Origin of the sequence: Tessaracoccus antarcticus (assembly GCF_003688855.1) — a bacterium.
Taxonomy (GTDB): domain Bacteria; phylum Actinomycetota; class Actinomycetes; order Propionibacteriales; family Propionibacteriaceae; genus Arachnia; species Arachnia antarctica.
The window spans coordinates 439,807-463,258 of sequence record NZ_REFW01000002.1 but is presented as its reverse complement, the minus strand read 5'-3'; the positions used below and the strand labels follow the sequence as shown (position 1 = coordinate 463,258).

General features: G+C 66.2%; 21 protein-coding genes. 6 read left to right on the top strand and 15 right to left on the bottom strand.

Going from position 1 to position 23,452, the window contains the following annotated elements:
- Positions 1-85 precede the first annotated feature (85 nt).
- The 4 genes from EAX62_RS09475 to EAX62_RS09460 form a co-directional block, all read right to left on the bottom strand.
- Positions 86-4,006, bottom strand: coding sequence for a sialidase family protein (locus EAX62_RS09475; RefSeq protein ID WP_147454073.1), 3,921 nt, complete (start codon positions 4,004-4,006; stop codon positions 86-88).
- 153 nt (positions 4,007-4,159) lie between these two features.
- Positions 4,160-4,627 carry an rRNA maturation RNase YbeY gene (gene ybeY, locus EAX62_RS09470; RefSeq protein ID WP_121901427.1) on the bottom strand — a complete coding sequence of 156 codons (468 nt, stop codon included), beginning with the start codon at positions 4,625-4,627 and terminating at the stop codon, positions 4,160-4,162.
- On the bottom strand, positions 4,624-5,571 hold the full coding sequence (locus tag EAX62_RS09465) for a PhoH family protein (protein WP_121901782.1): 948 nt from the start codon (positions 5,569-5,571) through the stop codon (positions 4,624-4,626). Before EAX62_RS09465 ends, ybeY begins: the two co-directional genes overlap by 4 nt.
- A 186-nt stretch (positions 5,572-5,757) precedes the next feature.
- The gene (locus tag EAX62_RS09460) at positions 5,758-6,189 is read right to left on the bottom strand and encodes a DUF5709 domain-containing protein (RefSeq protein ID WP_121901426.1); all 432 of its coding nucleotides are present in this window, start codon (positions 6,187-6,189) and stop codon (positions 5,758-5,760) included.
- Positions 6,190-6,285: 96 nt separating this feature from the next.
- Between EAX62_RS09460 and EAX62_RS09455 the strand changes: the two genes are divergently transcribed.
- Positions 6,286-6,999 carry a queuosine precursor transporter gene (locus EAX62_RS09455; RefSeq protein ID WP_121901425.1) on the top strand — a complete coding sequence of 238 codons (714 nt, stop codon included), beginning with the start codon at positions 6,286-6,288 and terminating at the stop codon, positions 6,997-6,999.
- A 118-nt stretch (positions 7,000-7,117) separates the two neighbouring features.
- Here the strand turns inward: EAX62_RS09455 and tgt are convergent, their stop codons facing one another.
- The 3 genes from tgt to hrcA are packed head-to-tail and all read right to left on the bottom strand — an operon-like array spanning position 7,118 to position 10,582.
- Positions 7,118-8,380 (bottom strand): tRNA guanosine(34) transglycosylase Tgt, encoded by a 1,263-nt coding sequence (gene tgt / locus EAX62_RS09450; protein ID WP_121901424.1) that lies wholly within the window; start codon positions 8,378-8,380, stop codon positions 7,118-7,120.
- A complete protein-coding gene (dnaJ, locus tag EAX62_RS09445) occupies positions 8,377-9,552 on the bottom strand; it encodes a molecular chaperone DnaJ (protein ID WP_121901423.1) in 1,176 nt (391 codons plus the stop codon). Before dnaJ ends, tgt begins: the two co-directional genes overlap by 4 nt.
- A gap of 13 nt (positions 9,553-9,565) precedes the next feature.
- A complete protein-coding gene (gene hrcA, locus EAX62_RS09440; protein ID WP_121901781.1) occupies positions 9,566-10,582 on the bottom strand; it encodes a heat-inducible transcriptional repressor HrcA in 1,017 nt (338 codons plus the stop codon).
- Positions 10,583-10,705: 123 nt separating this feature from the next.
- On the opposite strand from hrcA, the gene EAX62_RS09435 reads away from it, so the two are divergent.
- Positions 10,706-11,545, top strand: a complete 840-nt coding sequence (locus EAX62_RS09435) for an MBL fold metallo-hydrolase (protein ID WP_158600613.1) — start codon at positions 10,706-10,708, stop codon at positions 11,543-11,545.
- Positions 11,546-11,552: 7 nt separating this feature from the next.
- Here EAX62_RS09435 and EAX62_RS09430 read toward each other — a convergent pair whose 3' ends face one another.
- The gene (locus EAX62_RS09430) at positions 11,553-12,350 is read right to left on the bottom strand and encodes an inositol monophosphatase family protein (protein WP_121901421.1); all 798 of its coding nucleotides are present in this window, start codon (positions 12,348-12,350) and stop codon (positions 11,553-11,555) included.
- 35 nt (positions 12,351-12,385) lie between these two features.
- Positions 12,386-13,252, bottom strand: coding sequence for a DUF3097 domain-containing protein (locus tag EAX62_RS09425; RefSeq protein WP_121901420.1), 867 nt, complete (start codon positions 13,250-13,252; stop codon positions 12,386-12,388).
- Between the two features lie 70 nt (positions 13,253-13,322).
- Here EAX62_RS09425 and pdxH point away from each other — a divergent pair, with 70 nt between their 5' ends.
- Positions 13,323-13,988: a pyridoxamine 5'-phosphate oxidase gene (pdxH, locus tag EAX62_RS09420; protein WP_121901419.1), complete on the top strand. Its 666-nt coding sequence runs from the start codon at positions 13,323-13,325 to the stop codon at positions 13,986-13,988.
- A gap of 119 nt (positions 13,989-14,107) precedes the next feature.
- Here pdxH and EAX62_RS09415 read toward each other — a convergent pair whose 3' ends face one another.
- The 6 genes from EAX62_RS09415 to hemW all read right to left on the bottom strand — a co-directional run bounded on the left by EAX62_RS09415 (position 14,108) and on the right by hemW (position 20,276).
- Complete coding sequence (locus EAX62_RS09415) at positions 14,108-14,926, bottom strand: hypothetical protein (RefSeq protein WP_121901418.1); 819 nt, start codon at positions 14,924-14,926, stop codon at positions 14,108-14,110.
- On the bottom strand, positions 14,911-15,621 hold the full coding sequence (locus EAX62_RS09410) for an ABC transporter ATP-binding protein (protein WP_121901417.1): 711 nt from the start codon (positions 15,619-15,621) through the stop codon (positions 14,911-14,913). The genes EAX62_RS09415 and EAX62_RS09410 overlap by 16 nt, the downstream gene beginning before the upstream one ends.
- A gap of 7 nt (positions 15,622-15,628) precedes the next feature.
- Entirely contained in the window at positions 15,629-16,024 is a 396-nt protein-coding gene (locus EAX62_RS09405) for a GntR family transcriptional regulator (protein WP_121901416.1), read from the bottom strand.
- A gap of 138 nt (positions 16,025-16,162) precedes the next feature.
- On the bottom strand, positions 16,163-17,590 hold the full coding sequence (locus EAX62_RS09400; protein ID WP_121901415.1) for a dihydrolipoyl dehydrogenase family protein: 1,428 nt from the start codon (positions 17,588-17,590) through the stop codon (positions 16,163-16,165).
- Positions 17,591-17,635: 45 nt separating this feature from the next.
- Positions 17,636-18,856: a glycosyltransferase 87 family protein gene (locus EAX62_RS09395; protein WP_158600612.1), complete on the bottom strand. Its 1,221-nt coding sequence runs from the start codon at positions 18,854-18,856 to the stop codon at positions 17,636-17,638.
- A 211-nt stretch (positions 18,857-19,067) separates the two neighbouring features.
- Positions 19,068-20,276 (bottom strand): radical SAM family heme chaperone HemW, encoded by a 1,209-nt coding sequence (gene hemW, locus EAX62_RS09390; RefSeq protein ID WP_121901413.1) that lies wholly within the window; start codon positions 20,274-20,276, stop codon positions 19,068-19,070.
- 87 nt (positions 20,277-20,363) lie between these two features.
- Here hemW and EAX62_RS09385 point away from each other — a divergent pair, with 87 nt between their 5' ends.
- Genes EAX62_RS09385 through EAX62_RS09375 form a run of 3 tightly spaced genes read left to right on the top strand, consistent with a single transcriptional unit; the run spans position 20,364 to position 23,445 of the window.
- The gene (locus EAX62_RS09385) at positions 20,364-21,665 is read left to right on the top strand and encodes an ABC transporter substrate-binding protein (protein ID WP_121901412.1); all 1,302 of its coding nucleotides are present in this window, start codon (positions 20,364-20,366) and stop codon (positions 21,663-21,665) included.
- Positions 21,665-22,624: a carbohydrate ABC transporter permease gene (locus tag EAX62_RS09380; RefSeq protein ID WP_121901411.1), complete on the top strand. Its 960-nt coding sequence runs from the start codon at positions 21,665-21,667 to the stop codon at positions 22,622-22,624. Before EAX62_RS09385 ends, EAX62_RS09380 begins: the two co-directional genes overlap by 1 nt.
- Entirely contained in the window at positions 22,621-23,445 is an 825-nt protein-coding gene (locus EAX62_RS09375; protein WP_121901410.1) for a carbohydrate ABC transporter permease, read from the top strand. The genes EAX62_RS09380 and EAX62_RS09375 overlap by 4 nt, the downstream gene beginning before the upstream one ends.
- The last annotated feature ends 7 nt before the right edge of the window (positions 23,446-23,452 follow it).

Genomic DNA, 23,452 nt, shown 5'->3' with positions numbered 1-23,452 from the left:
TCAGTCTAGCGAGGGCGGCGCTCGTCCCGCACAACGCGCAACGGGCCGCGACCAGGAGGTCGCGGCCCGCTTCAGCAACAATCGATCAGCTGAACATCACGATGTTGTTGAACACCCAGCGTTGTTCCTGGAGGAACGTGTTGGCACCCATGGAGGTGGGCAGGTAGACGGTGGTCCAGATGAAGCTGCGGCAGCCGTTGCGGCCGCTTTCCGCTGTGTCGCATTGGGTCTTCCACAGGCGGCCGTCGGTGGACGTCCAGTTGTTGGTGTATCCCAGCTTGTTGGTGGTCCACAGCGACCGTGCGGAGGGGAGGTACGTCAGGTTGTTGAACGTCCATCCCGTGACCCACTGCAGCGTGCCGTTGACGGGCTTGACCTGCGATGCCCAGATGTCGGTGAAACAGCGGGTCGTCTGCGAGTACGCCTCGCACCTGGTGAACCACTGTCGACCGTTGACCTTGTGGTAACCGGGATCGGTGTACACGTTGACAGGGCGCTGCGTCGGCGTGGCGCTGGGCTTGACCGTCGGTGTGGCGGTGCCCGTCGCCGTGGCGGTCACCGTCGTGGTGGCCGTGGTGGTCGAGGTGACCGTCGCCGTGCTGGTGGAGGTCACCGTGGCCGAAGAGGTCGCGGTGGCCGTGGCCGTCGACGTGGCGGTCACGGTCGGGGCGGTTGTGGTTGCCGTCGCCGTGGACGTGGCCGTCTGGGTGGCGGTCGAGGTGGCCGTCACCGTGGGTGCCGTCACCGTGACTGTCGGACTGGCCGACGGGGTCGTGGTCGCCGTGGCGGTGGGGCTGGGTTCGACGGCATCCTTGACCTCGAAGGCGGGCAGCGTCGCGACGACACCCGTCTGAAGGATCTGGGTCCCGTCACGGTCCGCGGTGGCGTTGAACGTCACCGACGGTGTGAAGGAGCCAGCGGCGAGGTCCGCAGCGGTGACCGTGTGCTTGGCGGTCGTGCACTGCTGCGTCGCCCCGGCCGCCAGGTTGGCCCAGCGGCAGTTCGGGGTGCCCGATGGCAGGACGCCATCGAGGTTGGAGGCGGTCGGGAACGCCGCGATCACCTGGGCGGACGTGTTGGTGTAGCTGATCGAGAACGTCAGCACGTCACCCACCTTGACGGGGGTTCCCAGAACGTCGGTGCGCGCCAGGGCAACCGTCAGGTACTTCTGGACCGGCGGGAGCTCGGTACCGAAGACTTCGAGTTCCGCAACGGCCACGTACTTGTTGTTCTGGGGGTCGAGCGGAACGCTGACAGTGTCGCCGGCCGTGGTGAGGATCTGGAGACGGACGAACGTGCCCTGCACCCCATCCAGCGGCACGGTCTTCACGGCGTTGGTGTCGGCCCAGGTGCCCGATGTGACCTCAACGAGCGAATCGAGCGAGTTGCCCACGAGGATCTTCCACGTGAGCGGGCGACCGTTGTTGTCACCCGCGCCGGTTCCGCCCTGCTTCGGGGTGAAGAGGAGGCGATCCAGAGCCGCACCGTTTTCGCCGACCGACAGGTCGATGTTGTACGGGAACGTCTGGGTGGCAGCCCAGGGCGAGTGGAACCAAGTACCGGGGTTGCCGTCGAACATGTTCGAGGGCGGGAACACCTGGTTCGGTGGATTGTTCTGGTAGGCGAGGTCGTTCACCAGGGTCACGGGCAGCGGCGCCACCGCGGTGTCGGGAACGGCAACCCTGACCCGGATCTCGGCGGCGGAGACAAACTTGGCCGCCACGTCCCCATAGCTGGAGAGTGCGCGCAGTCGCAGGTACTGGTAGGTGCCATTCAGCAGCACCGACTTCGCTGTGTTGTCGTTGGCGAAGTTACCCTCGGCCACCCTGGCGAGCGTCTCCAGGCTGTCGCCAGCCCAGAGCTCGTAGCCGTCGATGTTGCCGTTGCTGCCGGTTGCACGGGGAACGTACTCGAACTTGGTGACGGCCACCGGCGCGTCACCGAGCTTCATGTCCACGTCGACGGGCAGCGTGGTTCCGGCATACGGGGTGTGCCACAACGTGGCGGTGTCTCCATCGAATGCGTTCGCAATTTCCTCACCCGGTTGTGCCGGCGGGGTGTTGACGACCGTGATGGGGATGACCTTCGTCGGGTTCTGGCCGGGCTTCAGGACCATGGTCACGGTCGCGGTCCCGGTGGCACTGTTGCCACCGATGGAGGCCGTGGCCTTGACGGACCCCACGCCGGGGTCGGCCGAGCTGGGCACGGCGACGGTCGTGGTGAACGTCCCCGTCGCTCCGGCGGCCAGGGTGAGTGGCGCCACCGCGCTGGCGGTCCAGCCAGCAGGCACGGTGATGGTCGGCGTGAACGTAAGGGGGTCACCGCCGACGTTGTTGGCTGTGAAGCTCACCGTGTTGTCGCCACGATTGACCGTTTGCGCCTCTGCAGTGATGGAGAGCGGAAGAGCAGCCAGCCAGTCCATGGAGATGGTCATGTAACGAATCTGGTTGTTGGTGCCCTCGAACAGGAGCCCGTAGGTGCCTGCCGTGGGGAGCGCCGTCAGGGTCGAGTAGGACATGGAGCCCGGTTCGAACACCTTGGAACCGGACCATGTCGCACCGTCGTCGAAGGAGACGCGGACGGTGCCGTTGCTGCGGCCGCCGGTGTTGGCGGAGTTGGAGAACAGCAGGACCTTCGCCTGGGCGCTTCCCTCTGCCGCATTGGGGTAGGCCCGGATGATCGAGGCGTTGTTGTTGGGGTCGATGAGCGTGGTGTCGACGGTGACGGGCCCGTAGGTCTGGCCTCCGTCGGAGGAGTAGGTGACCTTGCGCGCCTTGGTGCCGTCGGAGGCCCGAGAGTTGATCATGAGTCGGCCGTCGGAGAGTTCCACGACCTTGTTCTCGTCCATCCCGGTACCGACCGGTGTGCCGTTGTTCCACGTGGCTCCGTGGTCATCCGAGTAGACGGACATGGCCTCGTAGGTGCCGCCATCCTTGATGGTGAACTGCTGCACCAGCCTGCCGGCATGCGTGCCGTACTTCAGCTGGATCCCCTCCCCGGAGGCGGCGAAGCGGCTGACCCAGGTCGGGGAGTCGGTGATGGCTGCGGTGATCACCGTCGGGACGCTCCAGGTCACACCGTTGTCGGTGGACCGGGTGACTGCTGCGTGGAGGACGTTGCGGGCGTTCTCGTCCGTGCCGGCCTGCGATCCCTGGAAGCTGACGTCATAGGACTTCACGAAGAAGCTGAAGATGTCACCCGTGGTGCGGTCCACGACGTAGGAGGGATCGGAGTAGCCGTACTTGGGGGCTGCGGGATTGCCGGCCGCGACCGTGGTCACGGGCCCCCAGGTCTGGCCGCCGTCGGTGGAGCGGCGCTGGATGATGGAGTTCGGGTTCGGGGCGTCGCCACAGCCGCCGGGCCGACCGTCCCACGAGGCGAGGATGTCGCCAGTGTTGGTCGTGGTCAGCGCGGGGATGCGGTGGCAGGTGAACCCGAAGTCGCCGGCGCTGGCAAGGGCCACGTACTCGCCGACGGGTCGCGGCCCGGCGGGGCCGGTCCCTACGGGCAGGCTGCCAGAAATCGTGGTCACCAGAGGAGCGGTGCCATCAGGATTTCCTGCAGTATTGATCGGGGTCTCGGTGAAGGTGAGCGCGTAGTTGGCGACGCCGGCAACAGCGTCAGCGGCGGTGACGGTGTATGTCAGCGCGGGGTACGTCGACGCGGGGGTGCGGGAGCAGTCATATTTGCCTCCGACGCCAGCCGGGAGGGCCTTCCAGTTGCAACTGGAGGGGTTGGCCAGCGTGGTGGACGTGCCGACGATGTCCCGCTTGGGGGCTCCGGTGTTCGACTCCATCCGGAACCGCACGGTGACGACGTCACCGACGTTGTAGGTGCCCTTCGCCGGTGACACCGAAGCAATGCGGATCTGGCCGTTGGCCGTCTGGACCCACTCTCCGACGGGAACCGCCTGGGCGGTTTGACCGAGGGGCAGGACCAGCGCAATCGTGGTGACGAGGGCGGTGAGCATCACCAGTAACCGGGGTCGGCGCCATGCAGCTCTCATGAGTGTTCCTCCTATATCGCCCAACACCGGCGTCGGACAGACTGCCTAGAACTATGGGTCAGACATCAGACGAGTGTCAATGATCGGTCGGGAGGACGTCCTGAATGAACATGGTCCGTGAGCGGACCCACTTGGCCCGCGGTGGCGGCAGGTTCAGCTGGACGTGCGCTCCGCGCGGGCAATCTCCCAGGCGGCGATGATCTTGTCGTTGAGACCGAACATCACTGCCTTCTCCTCCGGCTCGGCGTGGTCGTGGCCCAGCAAGTGCAAAAGCCCGTGGATGAGGAGGTACTCGGCCTCCGCGTCGGGTTCGCGACCGTTCTCCGCGGCCTGCTTCGCCGTCACCTGTGGGCACAGGACGATGTCGCCCAGCAGACCCATGGGCGGTTCCTCGTCCTCGTCAGGGGCGCGGAGTTCATCCATGGGGAAGCTCATGACGTCGGTGGGGCCCGGCAGGTCCATGAAGCGTTCGTGGTAGTCGGCCATGGTGGTTTCGTCCACCAGCAGGATCGACAGATCGGCCAGAGGATGGATCCGCAGCTTGTCGAGCGCGAATCGAGCGAGTGCAACGAGGCCAAGCTGGTCCGCTTCGACGCCGGACTCGTTGTTGACGTCGATCACGGCTTCCTCCCTGCCCTGTACTCAGGGGTGCTGGGGTCGAGGGTGTCGAACTTGTCGTAGGCGGCCACAATGCGACCCACCAACTGGTGGCGCACGACGTCGCGGGACGTCAGCGTGCAGAACTCGATGTCGTCGATGCCGTCCAGGATCCCTTGAACAACGCGCAGCCCGCTGCGGACGCCGCCCGGAAGGTCGACCTGGGTGATGTCGCCGGTCACCACCATCTTGGAGCCGAACCCGAGGCGGGTGAGGAACATCTTCATCTGCTCTGCGGAGGTGTTCTGGGCTTCGTCGAGGATGATGAAGGCATCGTTGAGAGTGCGTCCACGCATGTAGGCCAGCGGCGCGACCTCGATGGTGCCGGACGTCAGGAGCTTGGGGACGGCATCGGCCTCCACCATGTCGTGCAGGGCGTCGTAGAGCGGCCTCACATAGGGGTCGATCTTGTCGCTGAGGGTGCCGGGCAGGAAACCGAGCCGCTCCCCCGCCTCGATGGCCGGGCGGGTGAGGATGATGCGGCTGACCTGTTTGGTCTGCAGCGCCTGCACGGCCTTGGCCATGGCCAGGTACGTCTTGCCGGTGCCGGCGGGACCGATGCCGAAGACCACGGTGTGGCGGTCGATGGCGTCCACGTACCGCTTCTGGTTGACCGTCTTGGGGCGGACCGTCTTACCGCGCGCCGAGACGATGTCGGCTGTGAGGATCTCGCTGGCCTTCGCGTCGGGGTCGCTGGACATGCCCACGACGCGCTCGACGGTCTCGGCCGTGAGGCCCTGACCTGTGCGGATGATGGTGACGAGCTCGGTGAAGATGTCCACGGACTGGGCGATGTCGGCGGTGGTGCCCGTGAGGGTGATCTGGTGGCCGCGGACGTGGAGGTCGGCCTCGAGGGCATTCTCGAGTGTGCGCAGATACTCGTCACGAGGGCCCAGCAGGTTGACCATGTCGATGGAGGCCGGCACCTGCAGGATGCGTGTGCCCTCGGCCCTGTCGAGTGCGGTGATGGGATTCAGGATTCTCGCCTTCTCAGGTTTCTTCGGAGCGGAGATCGCTCCTGTCCGGTGGGGAAAGTCTAGTGCGCCAGCCGGAAGACCGGCTGGCGCACGACAGCGGTGCTGGAATGGCCTGCTTCAGGCGTCCAGTTCCTCGTCTTCGTCCTCGGAGATGATGTGCATGGCGGCTTCCTCGGCACTGGCGGCACCACCGCTGAAACCGACGTCGGTGCCGAGCGTCGCTTCGCCTCCCGGTCCCTGCACGCGCATGAGTCGCCCTGCACGCTCGCCGCCCACTTCTCGGTCCTCCTTGGATGCATTCCACTCAACATCGGAAGCCTTCTTCTCGGGCTCCTCCTGCTTGATGCGCTGGTTGATCGTCTCGCCCTGGCGCATCTCCTCCGGTGTGTTGCCGAATCCCTGGGCGGCTGACCACTGCTCCGGGGCGGTGTACCCCTCATCGAGGACGTCCTCCACACCACGATCAATCAGGGAGTCCGCTTCCTGAATCTGATCGAGCTGTTCGGACTCGTCCGGGACTGGTGTGTCGAAGTCGGCTGTGTCGCTCATGCCCCCATCCTGCCACCAGTTCAGGGTCGGTGACCGGCAAACACCCACCCCTTTCCCAACTGGGGTTGGCTTCGGCATCCGCGTAGGATGCGCCAAATGACCAAGGCAGAGGACGCACCCGCCGAGCGCGCTCGCTTCGCCCGCCCCATGCACGGAAACTTCGACCTGATCGTGGCGCTGTTCTGTTCGCTGCTGTTGATCTCCAACGTGTCGGCCGTGAAACTGATTGCCTTCGGCCCCCACGTGGAGGTCTTCGGGTTCCCGCTCCTGCCGCTCATCACGGACGGCGGGGCTCTGCTCTTCCCCCTCACCTACATCTTCGGCGACGTGCTGGCCGAGGTGTACGGGATGCGTGGCGCCAAGCGGGCGATCCTCATCGGGTTCGGCGTCTCGATCCTGGCGTCAGGCACTTTCCTCCTGGTGGGGGTCGCACCCCCGGCCGACGACTGGGGGAACCAGGACGCGTTCGATGCCATCCTCGGGTTCGTGCCCCGCATAGTGCTGGCCAGCCTGCTGGGGTACCTGGCCGGTCAGTTGCTGAACGCGTTCGTACTCGTGAAATTGAAGGAGCGGGCCCCGGGCGGTTCGCTGTGGTCACGGCTCATCGGCTCGACGCTGGTGGGCGAGGCCGCAGACACCACCATCTTCTGCATCGTCGCCTTCGGGGGCATCGTGACGGGCGGCACACTGGTGAACTACATCCTCGTGGGCTACGTCTACAAGGTTCTCGTGGAGGTTCTGCTGCTGCCCGTGACGTACAGGGTCATCGGGCTCGTCAAGAGGCACGAGCCGAGCCTGGGGCAGTCCTGACCCCCACCTGGAGTCCCCCCACGACGGAAATGTGCGCACAGATCCCCGAAATGGTCCCCCAGGTGGTGTGGAACACAATTCAGGCGCACGTATTCGTCAGGCGCGGCGTAAGGACGGGTCAGCTGCGGGTGCGACCGGCGTAGAAGCGGCCGAGGAACTCGTCGCGGAACGCCTCAAAGTGGCCTGATGTCATGGCTGCGCGGATGTCGTCGACGAGTCGCACCGTGAAGCGCTCGTTGTGGATCGTGGCCAGCGTGGAGGCCAGCATCTCCTTGGCCTTGAACAGGTGGTGCAGGTAGGCCCGTGTGTAGTGGGCGCACGTGTAGCAGTCGCAACCATCCTCGAGCGGTTCGAAGGAGCGCCGCGACCCGGCCGTGTTCACGTTGTACCGGCCGTCGGCGGTGTAGATGGCCGCGTTGCGGGCCACCCGTGAGGGGTTGACGCAGTCGAAGGTGTCGGCCCCGGCGGCGACGGCCGCAAACAGGTCGTCAGGTTCCGAGATCCCCAGGAGGTGGCGGGGTTTGTCATCGGGCAACTCGTCGGACATCCACCCGACGATCGTTCCCAGGTTCTGCTTCTCCAGGGCCCCGCCGAGGCCGAAGCCGTCGAAGGCGCGGCCTTCGACCTCGAGATCGGCCAACCCGCGGGCCGCTTGCCGTCGGAGATCCTCGTACTGCGCACCCTGGATGACGCCGAAGAGGGCCTGGTACGGCTTGCCTGCGCGTTTCGTGGTCAGGCGATTGTGTTCGGCGAGGCAGCGGATCGCCCACTCGTGGGTGCGGACCACCGACCGCTCCTGGTAGGGCCGGGTGTTCATGAGGGTGGTCAGCTCATCGAAGGCGAACATGATGTCGGCGCCCAGTTGGTGCTGTATCTGCATGGAGACCTCGGGCGTGAAGCGGTGCTTGTCGCCGTTGAGGTGGCTCGTGAACGTGACGCCGTCGTCGTCGACGTGCGCCATGCGGGTTCGCCCCTCGGCGATGACGTCGTCGCTGGCCATCCCCGCTGTGTCCATGGCCAGAACCTTCTTGAAGCCGGAGCCAAGGCTCATGACCTGGAAGCCGCCGGAGTCCGTGAACGTCGGCCCCGGCCAGTTCATGAACGTGCCCAGACCGCCAGCCTCGTCGACGATGTCGGCCCCCGGCTGCAGGTAGAGGTGATAGGCGTTCGCGAGCACCGCCTGGGTGCCCATGTCGGTGAGCGCCTCCGGCAGCACGGCCTTCACCGTGGCCTTGGTCCCCACGACGATGAATGCGGGCGTCTCGATGGCGCCGTGGGGTGTGCGGATGGTGCCCGTCCGCCCATGGCCCTCCAGGCGGGTGGCCACGTCAAAGCCGAAGCCCGTGTTCCCCGCCTTGGCGGGGAACAGTGCGTCGCTCATCCGGAGAAGGTCTCCTTCAGCCATCCGAACACGCCTTTGCCGCCACCGCGGTGCACGTCTGCTTCCGGGTGCATCTCGTCGCGCTCGCCGGCCAACTCGCGCAACAGTTCGCGCTGTCGGTCGTCGAGCCGGGTGGGCGTCTGGACCAGGAACGTGATGCCCAACTCTCCGCGTCCACCACCACGGAGCTTCGGCACGCCCCGGCCCCGGAGCGCTATACGGGTGCCGGACTGGGTACCGGCCGGGACCTCGACGGCGACTGAACGGTCGGCCTCGTCGGAGCCGTCCCACTCCGCCTCCAGGGTGCTGATGTTCACGGTCGTCCCCAGTGCTGCAGCGGTCATGGGTACCTTGACCACCATCTCGAGGTTGTCCCCGTCGCGTCGGAACGTCCCATGTTCGGCGACGTGGAGTTCCACGTACAGGTCGCCGGCGGGGCCGCCTCCCGGCCCCACCTCACCCTGTCCCTCGAGGTGGATGCGGATGCCCGTGGAGACACCGGCGGGGATGCGGACGGAGATGGTGCGTGCGGAACGGACGCGCCCCTCACCGGAGCACTCGCCGCAGGGACGGGGAATGGTGGTGCCGTACCCGCGACAGTTCGGGCAGGGCTGTGAGGTGCGGATGTCGCCGATGAAGCTCCGCTGGATCTGCGACACCTCGCCGTTGCCGTTGCACGTCGCGCAGGTCACGGGCTCGGAACCAGGCTCACCGCCGCGTCCCTGGCACTTGGGGCAGACCACTGCGGTGTCCACCTTGATGGGTTTGGTGGTGCCGAACACGGCCTCGTGGAGCGGCAACTGCACCCGCACCAGAGCGTCCTGGCCCTGCCTGACCCGCGAGCGCGGGCCGCGGGCACCCTGGGCGCCGAACATGGCATCAACGAGGTTGGAGAAGTCGAATCCGCCGGAGAACCCACCACCCCCTCCGAAACCGGAGAACCCGGCCGCCGACTGGTTCATGGGGTCGCCGCCACGGTCGAAAATGGCCCGCTTGTTGGGGTCGCTGAGGACCTCGTAGGCCTCGTTCAGCTCCTTGAACTGGTCGGCGGCGTCCTCGTCGGGCGCCACGTCGGGATGCACCTTCATGGCACGCCGTCTGTAGGCCTTCTTGATCTGCTCGGCGGTGGCCTCTCGGTCCACGCCCAGGATGTCGTAGTAGTCCTTGCTCATGAGTGGTGTCGACTCATCCTTCCAACAGGAAACGGCTGACGTATCGCGCCACCGCGCGTACGGAGGCAATCGTGGACGGGTAATCCATGCGGGTGGGCCCCACCACACCCAGATTCGCGGCAATGTCACCGCTGGGGCCGTACGCCGAGGCGATCAGCGACGTGGACTGGAAGCCCTGAGCCGTGTTCTCCTGGCCGATGCGAACGGTGATGTCCCGGTCACCGGAAACCTCACCCAGCAGGCGCAACAGCACCACCTGCTCCTCGAGGGCTTCCAGCAGCGGCCGCATCCCGGTCTGGAACGCGCTCCCGAAGGTGGCGAGGTTCGGCATGCCAGCCACCACCACCTGCGACGTCGGCTCCGAGGCCAGCAACTCCAGCACCACGGAGATCACCGGGACAGCGATGGCGCGCTCCAGATGGTTGAAGCCGTCGAGCATCATACCCAGCGCGCCGGCCGCATCCGCCGGAGCCTTCCCGACGGTGGCCTCGCGGATCTTGACGCGCACCGTCGCGAGTATCCCCTCGTCGTGGGAGGGCAACTCGAGGATTTGCTGCTCCACACGACCCGCGGAGTTCACGACGATCACCATGAGGCGTTCCGTGGTCAGCGCGACGAGTTCGATGTGGGCGATGGTGCTGCGCTGGGCAACGGGGTACTGGACGACGGCCACCTGGCGTGTCATCTGCGCCAGGAGCCGCACCGTGCGCGTGACGAGGTCGTCGACATCAACGGCACCGGTCATGAAGGTCTGGATGGCGCGACGTTCAGCGCCCGACAGTGGCTTGACCGTGGCCAGCTTGTCAACGAAGAGCCGGTATCCCTTGTCGGTGGGGATGCGCCCAGCACTGGTGTGGGGCTGCGTGATGTAGCCCTCCTCCTCCAGCACGGCCATGTCGTTGCGCACGGTGGCGGACGACACGTTGAGTTGGTGACGTTCCACGAGCGCCTTCGAGCCCACGGGCTCCCGGCTGGCCACATAGTCGGTGACGATGGCCTTCAGTACGGCCAGCTTTCGGTCGTCGAGCATCATCACCTCCTGATGGTTGGCACTCAACACAGACGAGTGCCAGTGTACGGCTGCCCGGAAGTGACCGCCAACCGGCGCACAGACCCGGTGGTCACTCCGCCATGGACGCCTAAGCTGTCGTGCATGACTTCAACGAGCATCGGCGAATGGCGCGAACTGGCCCCCGGCATCCACTGCGTCACCTGTGAACCGGAGCACGTCAACGTGGGACTGGTGGTGGGTGCCGACGCCGCCATGCTCGTGGATGCGGGCTCCACGCCCGAGCAGGGTGCCGCTTTGCTGGAAAGTGCGCGCCAGATCGCGGGAGTGCCCGTGACCCATGTGGTCATCACCCACAACCACCACGACCACTGGCTGGGTCTGGCGGGGATGAAGGACCTCACGAGCATCGCGCACGAGAACCTGCTGGGCGAGCCGTCCCGCGCCACTCGCGCCTTCGCCGACTCCATCGGCATGACTGAACTCCCGCAACCCACCATCACCTTCTCCATCGCCAAGGCCGTGAACCTCGGCGGCGGGGTGCGGCTCGAGATGCTGCACTTCGGGGGTGCTCACACCCGCGGCGACGTGCTGGTGATGGTGCCGAGCGGCAACGTGATCTTTGCTGGCGACATGCTCGAGTCCGCCGGGGATCCCCAGTTCGACGAGACGTCGAACATCAAGAACTGGCCCACGGCCCTGGACGGCGTGCTGGGGGCGGCCAACGAGTCCACACAGTTCGTGCCCGGCCACGGCCACGTGGTCGACCGCAATTTCGCGTTCATCCAGCGCGCCGAGATCGGCATGCTCTACGGCAACACCGAGATGCTCATCCAGCAGGGCACGAAGGTCCAGGACGCCGCAGAGGCGAGCGACTGGCCCTTCACAGCGGAGACGCTGAAGGTGGCGCTGCCGCTGATCTACGGGGAGTTGGAGGCGATCGGCATCAAGCCCCGCACCCAGTTGCCCATCAGTTCGCTCTGAGCAGGACTCAGCCGACGACGGGCATTTTGGCCGCGGCGGGCCAGTACTGCTGCGCAGTCATCCACACCAAGGTGTCACAGGCCACCAGAAGGCCCTTGGAACGGGACAGCAACGTGTAGGCCAACCCGTCCATGGTGCGGCTCACGCCACCATTCTCTGTGACCATCAACGACCCCGCCAGGTGGTCCCACGGATGCATGGACGTGTAGTACATGAAGTCGATGTCACCGTGCAGGACGGCCGGGTAGTCGAACGCGCACGCGAAGTGCGACCACACCACGGGGGCCAGATGCCCGTGGGCGGTGAATCCGTGCATGGACTCCTTGGACGATGCGCCAAGCGGCAGACGGCTGGTGCGGGAGGAGACGATGGGCTCACCGTTCATGCGGACACCGGCGCCCCGCTCCGCCACGTAGGCGCGCCCCGTCTGGGGCTGCCAGATCCAGCCCCGGGTGGTGATGCCGCCCTTCGTCTCCGCCACCATGACGCCGTGCTCATCCCGGCCGCGCACGAAGTTCCGGGTGCCGTCGATGGGATCGATGATGAAGGCGTGATCGGCATTCGGCAGCAACTTGCGACGGTCCGGGTGATCGAAGACCGCCTCCTCCCCCACCACGACAGCCTGCGGGAACGCGGCCTGGAGGCGGGTGGTCAGATATTCCTCGGCCTCCTTGTCGGCCACCGTCACGAGGTCGTGGGGGCCAGACTTCTGGGTGATCTGATCGTCCTCCAGAGTTCTGAAGCGAGGAGTGATGACTTTCTCAGCCGTCTCCTGCATGAGCTCAAGGATGCCGTCCGTGTCCATGCCGCAACCCTAGCCTCCGACGCGAGGGGCTGCGCTCAGTGGGGGTCGACGTGGTCCTGCGTGACGAAATCGATGAGCTTCTCCACCTTGGTATTCAGCTGCGGTTCCAGGTGCCGCCAGGAATCCACCCGTGCCAGGATTGCCTGCCAGCCGCGGGCGATGTCGGCCTGGTCCTCATGGGCCAACCGCAGCGCCTTGAGCGTGCCCTTCTTGAAGTCCACGTCGCGGGGGATTTTCGGCCACGCCTTGAGGCCCACTCGCTCAGGCTTGACGGCCTGCCAGACGTCGATGTATTCGTGGCCCTCCACCAACACCACGTCGCGGTACCCCGCGGTGTAGACCTCCTTCACGATGCGCGACTCCTTGCTACCCGGAACCAGGTGGTCCACCAGCACGCCGAGGCGTCGCCCGGGCTCGGGGGCGAACTCCGCGACGATGGCGGGGAGATCGTCGATGCCGCCAAGGAACTCCACGACCACCCCGACGTGGCGGAGGTCCTCACCCCAGACCTTCTCGATGAGTTCGGCGTCGTGGCGTCCCTCGACGTAGATGCGGCTGGGCAGCGCCACCCTCGCCTTGGCGGGGGCATCGCCAGCTCGTGAGCCGGAGGCGGTGTACTTCGGTTTCTTCGGCGCAGTGCGCAGCGGTGGACGAAGAGCGACAGGCTCACCCTCCAGCATGAATCCCGCACCGAACGGGAAGCTGCGGCGCTTGCCTCGCCGGTCCTCCAGCACCACGAGACCGTTCTCCCAGCCGACGACGGCTCCGCAGAAGTCGTCGAACTCGACCACCGCGTCCATCTCCACCTGCACGTCCCGGGTCTGCTTGAGGTGGGCCTTCTGCCAGCCGGGCTTCAACACGTCGGATCCATAGCGTTCCACGGGCGCCACAGTAGGCGTCATCCACCCCGTGCTGGGGGCGCCACACCGAGGGGCGCGCCATGTAGTCGACCCGTGGGGGCAAGATGGGCCCATGAGCACCCGTGATCTGAGATCCCGCCGGCTGAGCTATGACGCCGACACCCTCGTGGACAACCCTGCCGGCGAGCCGTTCGACCTGTTCGACGCCTGGATGTCGGACGCGACGGCAGGGCAGGACGAGGGTCGCCCGTTCGAGGCGACGTCGATGACCGTGTCCACCGTCACCCAACTGGCCGACGGGACGTGGCAGCCGCAGGCCCGCGTGGTGCTGCTGAAGGAGTACGACGAGGAGGGTTTCGTGTTCTACACGAACCTGGAATCGGACAAAGGCAGGGCCCTGGCCGCCAATCCGCGGGTCTGCCTGAGCTTCAACTGGAGCGAACTGGAGCGCCAGGTGCGCATCGACGGGGTCGCCCACCAGGTGGACCGCTCGCAGGTGAACGACTATTTCTCGGTCCGCCCTCGTGCCTCGCAGACGGGCGCATGGGCGTCGCACCAGAGTCAGCCCATCGGTTCCCGCGAAGAACTGGAGCAGGCGTTCAGCGATGCCGAGGAGCGGTTCGCTGAACAGCCAGTGCCGGTTCCCCCATTCTGGGGCGGGTTCCGGGTGGTGCCCCAGCGGATCGAGTTCTGGCAGGGCCGTCGCTCCCGGCTGCACGACCGCATCGTGTTCACCCGAACCGACGCCGGCTGGGACGTCACCCGTCTCTGCCCCTGACGCCACCGCTGTGTCACGACGCCATCGACGCACAAGAACGCCACTGATGTATCAGTGGCGTTCTCGCGTGGCGGTGGTCGGGCCATCGACGGTGGCGATCCAGGGGTGGCCAGAGCGGCTCAGGCCAGGGACACCTTCTTGTTCCACGAGACGACGGTTCGCCAGATGAGGACTGCCGAGACGATGAACAGCACCGGGAAGAAGCCCAGGGGCATGATGTCCGGGTTGTTGTTCTGCATCAGCGTCTCCAGGTAGTTGACGGACATGACGGCCAGGTGCCCATCCACCCCCGGCCCCAGACCCAGGGGGACCGCGACGATGCCCACGAGCAGCAGGACCTGCATGACCAGGTACAGGACGAACCAGACGATGATGGGGCCACCAATGCCCAGGCGGTTCATCCGGGACTCACTGCCGAGCGAGGCCGCGAAGTAGTACTGCGCAATCCCGCCGACGCTCAGTGTGACGAACAGGAAACCGAGGAAGATCCACGTCCACAGCGGAGCCACGCCCACCGCGGAGCGCAGGTTGCTCATGAGGGCGGCCCAGGTCATCCCATCGCCCATGGCCCGCGCGCCGCCGAAGATGACGGGCACAGCCAGGACCACATTCCAGAGCAGCGTCACGACGGTGACGATGGCTCCCCAGAGGAACTTGGCCCCGTAGATGGTGGACCCCTTCACCGGCAACGACTGTGTGAAGTAGCCGGTCTTGCTGTAGCTCGACCGCCAGTAGTCGAATGCCAGCCCCAGCTGCACGACGAACAGAAATGCGGCCACGGCAACGAACGACAGGATGAATCCGAGGACTCGGATGAAACCCCACGGCGTGTACGCCATCAGGGTCCCCACCACCGTCAGAAGCGTCGCAACACCGAACACCACGGCGAGCCAGGTGCGAGTGCGCAGGTATTCGTGTGTGATCAACGTGCTGACCATTGGTAAACCTCCCTGAACAGTTGGTCGATACTCATGTTGTACTGGCCGCGCAGGTCGTCCACTGCGCCCTCCAGCAGGACCTTCCCGTGGCGCATCAGGACGACGCCGTCGAGGATGGGCTCCAGATCGTGCACCAGGTGCGTGGAGATCAACACCAGTGAGTCCTCGGACAGGTTGCGGACCATGCCGTCGAGGATGACCTGCCGTGCAGCCGGGTCGACGCCGGAGATGGGTTCGTCGAGGAGGTACACCGTGGCCTGCCGGGACATGGCCAGGGCAATCTGCACCTTTTCCCGCATGCCCTTGGACATTGCCTTCAGCCGCGTGGACTGCTGCAGCCCGAAGTATCCGATGAGGTCCTCGGCCTTGGCGACGTCGAAGTCGGCGAAGAAATCCCGGTACAGGCGGACGCACTCGCTGACGCGTGCATTGTCGGGCAGGAAGCTGGCGTCCGGAAGGAATGACACGTGTGCCTTGGACTCCGGGCCGGGCCGGTGTCCGGCGATGGTGACGTCCCCCTCGTGGTCGGCCAGCACCCCGGCCAACACCTTCAGCAGAGTTGTCTTCCCGCAGCCGTTCTCCCCGAGCAGTCCGACGATCTGGCCGGTGGGCAGCGTCAGGTCAAGGGCGTCGAGGGCGCGTAGCACGCCGTAGTTCTTGGTCAGGCCACGGACGTTGATCGCTGTGGTGCTCATGGTGCTCTCATCCCTCCGCTCGTGATCGGTCATGGTTGGGGTTGTCATTCTCGTTCCACCTTTCGTCGACGAGAGCCGTGGCGTCGTCTCGTTCCATGCGAAGGCCGCGGCTGATTCGGATGTAGTCATCTGCTGCTCCGGCGGCCAGCTCGCGTCGCAACCTGCTGACGCGCCGTCCGTCGTCGGTCACGAAACGCCCGGCCGTCCTCTCGGAGCGGCAGAGTCCGTCGCGTTCCATCTCGGTCAGTGCGCGCTGGACGGTGTTGGGGTTGACACCCAACTGCAGGGCGAGTTCACGGACCCCGGGGATCCTCACCCCTGCCGCCCATTCGGCCGTCGCGACGCGACGCGAGAATTCGGTCACGAGTTGGATCCAGATGGGCGAGCTCGTGTCGAAGTCCATGACGCCTCCTCGTATTACTGTAGTAAGTGCTTAATACAGTAGGACAGTAGGATGGCCCTGTCAAGACCCGCTCAGCGGGGAGCACGACACGCAGGGCCCCCGCCATGCGGCGGGGGCCCTGGATGAATTCTTCAGAGATCAGGGGGTTGGCTGTGGTCGGCCGTAGGCCTCGAGCAGTCGCAACCAGACCTCGTTCACCGTGGGGTAGGACGGCACGGCGTGCCACAGTCGGTCGAGGTGCACCTCCCCCACGACGGCAACGGTGGCGGCGTGCAACAGGTCACTGACACTGGGCCCGACGAACGTCATGCCCACCACGACACCCCTGTCCTCGTCCACGACCATGCGGGCCGTCCCCTCGTACCCGTCCATGAGCAGCGCCGCACCGGCCACGCCCCCCAGCGGTGTGTCCACCACGCGCACGCGGATGCCGGCCTGCTGGGCGACGTCCGACGTCTGCCCCACGGACGCCGCCTCGGGGTCCGAGAACACCACCTGTGGCACGCAGTCGTGGTCGGCCGTGGCCACGTGAATGCCCCATGGGGCGTCGTCAACGGGTGTGCCGTGGGCGCGCGACGCGATGACGTCTCCCGCAGCCCTGGCCTGGTACTTGCCCTGATGGGTGAGCAGTACCCGATGGTTCACGTCGCCCACCCCGTAGAGCCAGTCGATGCCCTTCACACGCATCGTGTCGTCGACCTCCAGCCAGTCGCCGTCGGTCAGTCCCACAACGGCCAGACCCAGATCATCGGTGCGGGCCCGGCGTCCGGTGGCGGCCAACACCTCGGTCGCCTGCACCGTTTCCCCGGTGTCGGTCTCCACCGTGACCCCCGCAGGTCCGCGGGTGACGGACGTGGTCCGGGTGTCGAGCATCACCTGCACGCCGCGGTCGCGCAGACGGTCCACCACCGCGTCCCCCACGATGGTCTCCATGGTCTCCAGGAGTCGCCCACGGGAGATGATCGTCACCCTGGCCCCCAGGTCGGTGAACGCCGTGGCCATCTCGACCCCCACAACACCGCCGCCGATGATGACCAGGCTGTCCGGGATCTCCTTCACACTCGTGGCATCCCGGCTTGTCCACGGGGCGGCGTCCCGCAGGCCGGGGATGTCCGGGATGGTGGCCTCACTACCCGTGCAGACGGCGACGGCATGCCGGGCGCGCAGCACGCGCTCCTGCCCGTCGGTGTCCAGGACAGTCACCTCGCGAACGGCGGTGATGCGGCCACGGCCACGCACCAGGTCGATCCCGGCGCCCTCCAGCCATCCCACCTGGGACGTGTCGTCCCAGCTGCTGGTGAACGCGTCGCGCCGCTTCAGAACAGCGGCCACGTCGAGGTCGCCGGTGACGGCCTCTGCCGCGCCCGGCACCGCTTCGGCTGCCCGCAGCGCCTCCCCGGACCGCAGGAGCGCCTTCGAGGGCATGCACGCCCAGTAGGAGCATTCTCCGCCCACCAGTTCATCCTCCACGATGACCACTTTCAGGCCGCCCTGCACGGCACGGTCAGCGACGTTCTCGCCCGTGCTGCCGGCGCCGATGACAATCAGGTCGTATTCGGTGTCCATGCCCCCATTGTGCTCAGGAGAGGATGCAGTGCGGGTGGTTCGGGGTCAGTTTCCTGCGGGCACGGCCACGGGACGGGACCGCCAGAACACCGCCATGACCACCAGTGCGGCTGCTGCCCACACCAGGTACGCGCTGCCCACCAGTTGCTGGAGAATGTTCCACTCGGGTGTCTCACCCTCGCTGCTGGGGAACCACCACTGCGGCAGCGCCCAGAAGATGTAGGCGCCAGTCACCAGCAGCACCAGCCAGGCGACTCGCGGGGCGATCCCCTGGGCGGCCCAGACGGCGAACACCACGAGCATCGGCAGCGCCCACACCCAGTGGTGCCCCCAGGACACTGGTGAGCAGAACAGTGCGATGAATCCGACGACGAGGGCGGCAGCCGCCTTCTGGTCGGCCTGCAGCAGCTTCCAGGCGATCCACATGATGGCGAGCCCGACGGCGGCGGAGACGACGAACCAGCCGACACTCGCCGCCGTTCCGTCGAACCCAAGGCGATGCACGAAACCGTTGATGGACAGGTTCGACGGGAAACCGGCGTTGCCGATCCTGCCGGTGTCGCGCAGTGCGGACGTCCAGTACTCCACGGAGTCGGCTGGACGCAGCGCGAACCCGATGGCGGTGTAGACCGCGAAGGACACCACCGTCATGATGAGCGAGCGCCAGTCGCGACGCAGCAGGAAGTAGACGAGGAAGACGGCGGGCGTCAGCTTGATGGCCACCGCCAGGCCTGTCAGCCATCCGCGCCAGGGTTTCCCCTGTCCCGCCAGGACATCGGTGAGGACCAGAGCCATGAGGAGCACGTTGATCTGGCCGAACTCGATGTTCTCCCGCATGGGCCCCAGCCACGAGATCAACGCCAGGACCGGCAGGGCGAGCCACAGTGCTTCGGACGTCGTGCGACGGGTGACCTCGCGCAGCACCAGCGCCAGAAGCCAGCCCATCGCCATCACGCTGAGGATGCTGAGCAGGGTGGAGGCTGCCCTCAGCGGCATGATCGCGAACAGGGAGAACAGCGCTGCGGCGATCGGCGGGTACGTGAACGGCAGGTTGGCGCCCACCTCCGTGTCCGGAAGACGGCCGTAGAGGTCGGCGCCGTCGAGGAACGCCCGCCCACCGAGGCGGTAGACGTCGATGTCGATGCGGTACGGCCAGGTGTAGGGCAGCCAGAACGTGAGTGCCGCCGCCACCAGCAGGGCCGCGGCGACAGCCAGGAGGCGCGCTGGCCACGACGCGAGGTACCGCTCGGTGAGCTTCTGAAACACTGCTTCCCCTACCTGCGGACAAAATGACTTCCCGCGGATCGTACCGTCGCGCTTGGGGAGGGGCGTGGTCGGCGCGCGAGCGACCCCGGCACTGCCGCAGCCGGAGCAGGCCTGACCGGTCACGGCGTGCGCCGGGTGGGGGAACCGTGTCAAGCGCTGACCCACGGCGATGTTGCTGGTTCTCCAGAGGACGAACGAGAGAGCAGGGCGCTCAGTCGAGGAGGTTGCGGACGACACCGTCGGCCAGCAACCGCCCCTGCAGCGTGAGAATGAGCCGTTGGCCCTCGATGACCCCGAGTCCCCGCTCCACCGTTTCCGGGACCCGTGCGCGCTCGGAGTCCGTCAGGACCGCGAGATCAAGCCCCTCGGCCAGTCGGAGCTCCAGCATCACCGTCTCGATGCGGCGGTCCTCCGCCGACAGCTGCTCCCCCGCCTGCACGGGTGAGCGTCCGGCGTCGAGTTCCGCCACATACGAGCGGGGGTGCTTGCGGTTCCAGAACCGCAATCCGCCAACGTGGCTGTGGGCGCCCGGGCCGACTCCCCACCAGTTGGCACCTCGCCAGTAGTTGAGGTTGTGACGGCACTGGCCCGACGGCGTCGCAGCCCAGTTGCTGACCTCGTAGTTGGCGAACCCGTGGCCGGTGAGGAACTGCTCGGCCATGAGGTACTTGTCGGCCAGTTCGTCGTCGTCGGGCATGGGGATCTGGCCGCGGCGAACCTGCATCGCGAGCCGGGTGCCCTCCTCGACGATGAGCGAGTAGGCGCTGACGTGGTCCACGGGGGTCGCCGCGACCGCTTCCAGCGACGCCATCCAGTCGTCGGCCGACTCGCCGGGGGTGCCATAGATCAGGTCGAGGCTGACGTGGTCGAAACCTGCCTCAGCGGCCCACCTCGCCGCCTGCAGACCGCGTTCAGGTGTGTGGACCCTCTCCAGCACCGACAACACATGGGGCACCACCGACTGCATGCCCAGCGAAATGCGGGTGAAACCGGACTCCCTGAGCCTGTCGAAGTAGGCGCGGTCGACGGTGTCAGGGTTGGCCTCCGTGGTGACCTCGGCGTCGTCGGCCAGGCCGAAGCGGTCCCGAATCGCATCGAGCATCCCGGCGAGCGTCTCGGCGGGAAGCATCGTGGGGGTACCACCGCCGAAGAACACGGTGTCCACGGGCGGCGCCCCGTCACCAAGGACACTCGCGGCCAGGGCGATCTCCCGGTGCGCGGCGGAGACGTAGTCGCCGCTGGACATGCCGGGCAGCTCGGAGGCTGTGTAGGTGTTGAAGTCGCAGTACCCACACCGTGTGCGGCAGAAGGGTATGTGGACGTACATTGACAGCGGGGAACCACCGATGCCCTCCACCGCCTCGGGCGGGAGGGAACCATCGGGGGGCATCGGATCACCGCTGGGAAGGGCGCTGGGCACCCCTGCAGCGTACGCGAGGTAACGATTCCGCTGTCAGCGCACGTGTTTCGGCCAAGTGGATCCTGCCGTGATGCCAAGATTGGGCGCATGAACATCTCACGACGAAGCATCCTCGGCATGGGAGGCGGACTTGCCGCCGCCGCCACGCTGGTCGCATGCGGCCAGAACAACCCCATGGCCTCACCCACCGGAGCAGCAAGCCCGGCCACCAGCGAAACAGGAATGGCGACCGGCGAGAAGGTCGACCTCACGCAGTGGTACCACGAGTATGGCGAGGCAGGAGTCAAGGAAGCCGTCGAGCGATTCGCGGCAGAATACGAGGCTGCCAACGTCACGGTGAAGTGGACCCCCGGCGACTACAACAGCATCCTCGCCGCCCAACTGCTCACCGCCGAAGTCCCCGACGTCTTCGAGGCTGAGCAGGGCGGCTCCCTCGACCAGATCCGCAGCGGTCAGCTCGAGGACCTCACCGAGCTCATCGGTGACGCCAAGGATCAGTTCAACAAGTCCGTGATGAAGCGGTTCACGTTCGAGGACAAGATCCACGGCATCCCCCAGACCATCGACATGCAGCTGCTGTACTACCGCCCCTCACTGCTGAAGGCGGCCGGCGTCGAGGTACCCACCACGTTCGAGGAACTGGTCGCCGCTGCCAACGCTGTCAAGACCAGCTCCACCGGCGGCTTCTTCGCCGGCAACGACGGCGGCATCGGTGTGCTCGGAACACTCTTCATCTGGGCGTCCGGATACGAGCAGCTCAACGACGACCGCACTGAAGCCGCATTCCTCAACGACGACTTCTACAAGGCGCTGGTGGCCTACCGCGACTTCTCCAAGTCCGGTGGCGTCGTGCAGTCCGCCTCCGCCGAGTGGTATTCCCCGGATGCCTTCGTCAACGAGGAGGCCGCGTTCCAGTGGGGCGGTCTGTGGTCCCTGCCCGACATCACCAAGGCGTTCGGTGACGACGTCGGCGTCATGGCGTTCCCCGCCATGGGTGCCAAGGGTCGCCCAGCTGTGCCGTTCGGTGCGTTCGGTGCCTGCGTCGCAGCCAAGGGCAAGAATGTGGAAGCGGCCAAGGACTTCGTGAAGTGGCTGTGGATCGACCAGGAGGACAAGCAGGTGGAGTTCTCCGATGCCTACGGCACACACATCCCAGCCAAGGACGCGCTGGTCTCCAAGGCCACCAAGCTGTCGTCCGGCCCGGGCTCGGAGGCAGCGAAGTTCGTTGCCGACAGCGGTTTCGCCAACGACATCATGTGGTCGGGTGCCATCGGCGACAAGTTCAACGCAGCGGTCAGCAACGTCATCAAGAACGGCGCCGACCCGGCAGCGGAGTTCGAGCCCCTCAAGGACCTGATCAAGAGCGAACTCGAGAAGCTCAAGGGCTGATGCCAACACTCGAAGCCACCGCCCCGGCCCGCCCTGCACAGGACGGGCCGGGGCTCTGGCGTCGGCTTCGGGGGCACCAGGGGCGCAACCTGTGGTTCGTCGCCTTCATCGCGCCGTTCCTGCTGGGGTTGATGGCTTTTGTGTACCTGCCCATCGTGTGGAGCGCCTACCTGTCGTTCTTCGAGGCGCGCAACACCGTCACACCCACCCGATTCGTCGGGTTCGCCAACTACACCTACCTGCTCACCGACAAACTGTTCATCAACTCGTTGCTGACGTTCGTGGCGTTCGCCGTGTTCATCGTGCCGACCACGTACGTGGCGTCGCTGGGGTTGGCGTTGCTGCTGAACAACCTGAAGTGGGGCCAGGCGTTCTTCCGATCGGTGTTCTTCATCCCGACGGCCGTGTCCTACGTCATCGCCGCCATCATCTGGCGCTTCGCCTTCTTCTCCGGGGCACGGTTCGGACTCCTGAACCAGTTCATCACCGCCGCGGGCGGGGAGCAGGTCAACTGGCTGGGAGGCACCAACAGCCTCTACTGGGTGGCGCTCATCAGCGTCCGGCTCTGGCTCCAGACCGGCTTCTACATGATCCTGCTCATCGCCGGCCTGCAACGGATCCCACTCGAGACCTACGAGGCCGCCGCGCTCGACGGCGCCGCCGGGTGGCGGCTGTTGCGCTACATCACCCTGCCGCAGCTGAAGGCCACCAGCGTGGCGGTGATCCTCCTGCTTCTCATCAACGCGTTCCAGGCGTTCGACGAGTTCTACAACATGCTGGGATCCATCGGCTCCTACCCGCCGTATGCCCGCCCGCCCCTGGTCCACCTGTACCTCATCGCCGTGGGCGGTGGCCAGCAGGACCTCGGCGTCGGTGGTGCAGGAACCATGATCCTGACGGCGATCATCGTGCTCTTCGGTGTGGGACAGAACTTCATCCTGAACCGGAGCGGAAAATGACGCGGCAGAGGTTCTGGCTGGGTGTGCGCTACGTGGTGCTGGTGATTCTGGCGCTGCTCTTCATGCTGCCGTTCTGGGTGATCGTGCGCAACGCGTTCTCCACCAACAAGAACATCACGTCCGCGACCTGGAACTGGCTCCCCGACCAGCTCAACCTGACCAACCTGACCACCCTCTTGGCCAACGACTCCATCGGCATCCTGCGTGCCCTGCTGAACTCGGCCATCATGGCGGTCCTGCAGACCGGCGGGACGGTCTTCGTCAGCCTGTTGGCCGGGTATGCGCTCGCCCGCTTCACCCACCGTGCGTCCCGGTTCATGCTGGGTGTTACCCTCTTCACCCTCATGGTGCCGGTGGCCACCATCTTCGTCCCGATGTTCATCATCACGGCCCAGCTGGGGTGGGTGGACACGTTCCGCGGTCTGGTGATCCCCGGGCTGTTCTCCGCCTTCGCCACCTACCTGTTCCGCCAGTACTTCCTCGACTTCCCCGTCGAACTTGAGGACGCATCGCTGGTGGATGGGTGCAATCCGTGGTCCGCATTCTGGCGCGTGGTGTTCCCCAATTCCAAGGGCATCGTCGCGGCCGTCGGAACGATCATCCTGATCGGCTCGTGGAACGCGTTCCTGTGGCCCAGCCTCATCGGCCGCGACGCCACCCGCACCGTCCAGGTGGCTCTCAGCCAGTTCATGACGAGCCAGGGCGTCCGCTACCCCGAGCTGTTCATGGGGTCTCTCATCGTGGTGGCGCCCATGCTCGTGGTGTTCCTGTTCCTGCAGAGGTACCTGGTGCAGGGCCTGACCACCTCCGGACTGCGCTGACGGCGGG